Source organism: Clavibacter sp. MX14-G9D (genome assembly GCF_032917815.1).
GTDB lineage: Bacteria > Actinomycetota > Actinomycetes > Actinomycetales > Microbacteriaceae > Clavibacter > Clavibacter michiganensis_K.
This window is the reverse complement of record NZ_JAVCVL010000290.1, coordinates 1-2657: the sequence shown is the minus strand read 5'-3', so window position 1 is coordinate 2657 and position 2657 is coordinate 1. Positions and strand designations below refer to the sequence as shown.

Genomic DNA, 2657 nt, shown 5'->3' with positions numbered 1-2657 from the left:
GCCCCGTCGCGCGTCGGACGCGCCGCGCACCCCGCACGCCGCGGCGCACCCGCCGCGCCCCTCGGACCCAGGACCTCCATGCTCCCCTCCGCTCCCTCCGCCCGCCCGCCGACACCGGCCACGACCGACGACCTGCCCTTCACCCCGCGCGACCTGCGCCTGCCGCGGCTGCACGTCGGCGAGGCCGTGCTCCTCGTGTGCCTGCCGCTCGCCGTCGTCGCCGCGCTCCTCGGCGTCGCCTTCACGGGCACGGCGGTGCAGTCGCTGCTCGTCGACCCCGGCGACCTCGTGACGTACGGCCTCCTCGTGTCGCGCGTCGTGCACGACGCCGCGGCGTCGCTGACGATCGGCCTGCTCGTGATCGCCGCCTTCGCCCTCCCCGGCCAGGACCTCCGGCGCGGGATCGCGAGCTACGCCCAGTGGAAGGCCCTCCGCTGGGCCGCGCGCGCGGCGGCCGCCTGGCTCGCCTCCAGCGTCGCCGTGCTCCTCCTCACGGGTGCCAACGTGATCGGCGTCCCGCTGACCGACCCCGTCTACCTCCGCCAGATCCGGTACTTCATCACGGGCCTGGAGCTCGGCCAGACCCTGCTCGCGTCGGCGCTGTGCGTCGCCGCGGTGCTCGCCGTCACGCTGTGGACGCGGCGCGTGTCGTGGATCGGCATCGCCGCCGGCATCGCGATGCTCGCCCTCCTCCCGCTGTCGCTCTCCGGGCACGCGGCCGGCTCCTACGAGCACGCCAACGCCGTCAACAGCCTCGCGATCCACCTGCTCGGCGTCACGCTCTGGGCGGGCGGGCTCGTGGCGGTGCTCCTCCTCCGCACGGTCAGCCGCGATGCGCTGGGCGTCGTGGTCCGCCGGTACTCCGCCCTCGCGGGCTGGGCGTTCGCCGCCGTCGCGCTCTCGGGCATCCTCAACGCCTCGTTGCGGCTCGAGTCCCCGGTGGAGCTCCTCACCACCGAGTACGGCGTCCTCCTCCTGCTCAAGACGCTCGTCCTCGTCGGGCTCGGGATCGCGGGCGGGGTGCACCGCACCCGGCTCATCCCGCGGCTGGCGGGCACCGCCGGGTCCGGACGGGCATTCGCGCGCCTCGCCCTCGCGGAGGTGGTGGCGATGTCCATCGCCATGGGCATGTCCGTCGCCCTCTCCCGGAGCGCCCCGCCGGTGCCGCAGACCTCCATCGCGGACATCGACCCGCAGGCGTCCCTCATCGGCTTCGCCTTCCCCGCGCCGGTCTCCCTCCCGCGGATGCTGACGTCGTTCCACCCCGACCACCTGTTCCTCGCCGTCGCGGCGGTGCTGGCGGGGCTCTACCTCCTCGGCGTCCGACGGCTCCGGCGACGCGGCGACGCGTGGTCGGCCGGGCGCACGGTGCCGTGGCTGCTCGGATGCGCGGTGCTCGTGTACGCCACGAGCGGCGGGCCCGGCGTCTACGGGTCCGTGCGGTTCAGCACGCACATGGTCCAGCACATGCTGCTGATGATGTACGTGCCGCCGCTCCTGGTGCTCGGCGCGCCCGTGCTCCTCCTGCTCCGCGCCGTGCCCGCCCGCACGGACCACAGCCGCGGCGTGCGGGAGTGGGTGCTCGTGGCCACGCACTCGCGGTACGCCCGCATCGTGACCCACCCGGTCGTCGCCGCCGTGGTGTTCGCGGGCAGCCTCGTCGCGTTCTACTACACGGGCTGGTTCGAGTGGTCGCTGCTGACCCACCAGGGCCACCTCATCATGGTCGTGCACTTCCTGATCAGCGGCTACGTGTTCTTCCTCGCGATCATCGGCGTGGATCCGGGCCCGCAGCGCCCGCCGCACGCGATCCGGCTGCTCATCCTGCTCGCGACGATGGCGTTCCACGCGTTCTTCGGCCTCGCGATCATGTCGGGCACGGAGGTGCTCGCCGTCGACTGGTGGCGCGCCATCGGCGTCCTCGACGACGCGGGCCTCCTCGCCGACCAGGGGACCGGCGGCGGCATCGCCTGGGGTGCGGGCGAGCTCCCCGTCGTCCTCGTCGCGCTGATGGTCGTGCGGCAGTGGTCCGCGTCCGAGCAGCGCGCCGCGACCCGCAACGACCGCGCCGCGCTGCGCGACGACGACGCGGCGCTCCGCGCCTACAACGACCGGCTCGGTCAACTCGACCGGCACGACCACGACCACGACCCCCGGAGGACCTCATGACCCGCACGCGCACCCGCACCCGCACCCGTGCCCGAGGGCCCGTCCGTCGCGCCCTCCTCGTCGCCCTCCTCGTCGCCGCCCTCGTGCCGGCACTCGTGACCGCCGGGCCCGTCTCGGCCCACGACGACCTCGTCTCCACCGAGCCCGGCGACGGGAGCCGCGCGCCGACCGCGCCGGCGGAGGTCTCGATGGTCTTCACCGACGCGCTGATCGAGGTCGGCGCCGTGGTCGTGGTGGTGGACGAGCGCGGGGAGGACTGGGCGGAGGGTCCCGTCCTCCTGAACGGCGACACGGCCCGGCAGGCGCTGCGCCCGGGAGTGCCGGACGGCACCTTCCAGGCGCGCTGGCGCGTCGTCTCGAGCGACGGGCATCCCATCGCCGGCGCCTTCGACTTCGCCGTCGGGCCGGACGCCCCGACCACCATGCCCTCCGCGTCGGCCTCGGCGGCCGCTCCCGCGTCGGCCTCGGGCAGCGCGCCGGCGGCCGCC

2 protein-coding genes are annotated in these 2657 nt (G+C 75.1%); both read left to right on the top strand.

All coding sequences use genetic code 11. The features are described 5' to 3' along the window. The first annotated feature begins 78 nt into the window (after positions 1 to 78). Positions 79 to 2169 (top strand): cytochrome c oxidase assembly protein, encoded by a 2091-nt coding sequence (locus tag Q6969_RS14805; protein ID WP_317231127.1) that lies wholly within the window; start codon positions 79 to 81, stop codon positions 2167 to 2169. After that, the coding region (locus Q6969_RS14800) for a copper resistance protein CopC (protein WP_317231126.1) at positions 2166 to 2657 on the top strand (492 nt) is incomplete at its 3' end. The genes Q6969_RS14805 and Q6969_RS14800, both read left to right, overlap by 4 nt.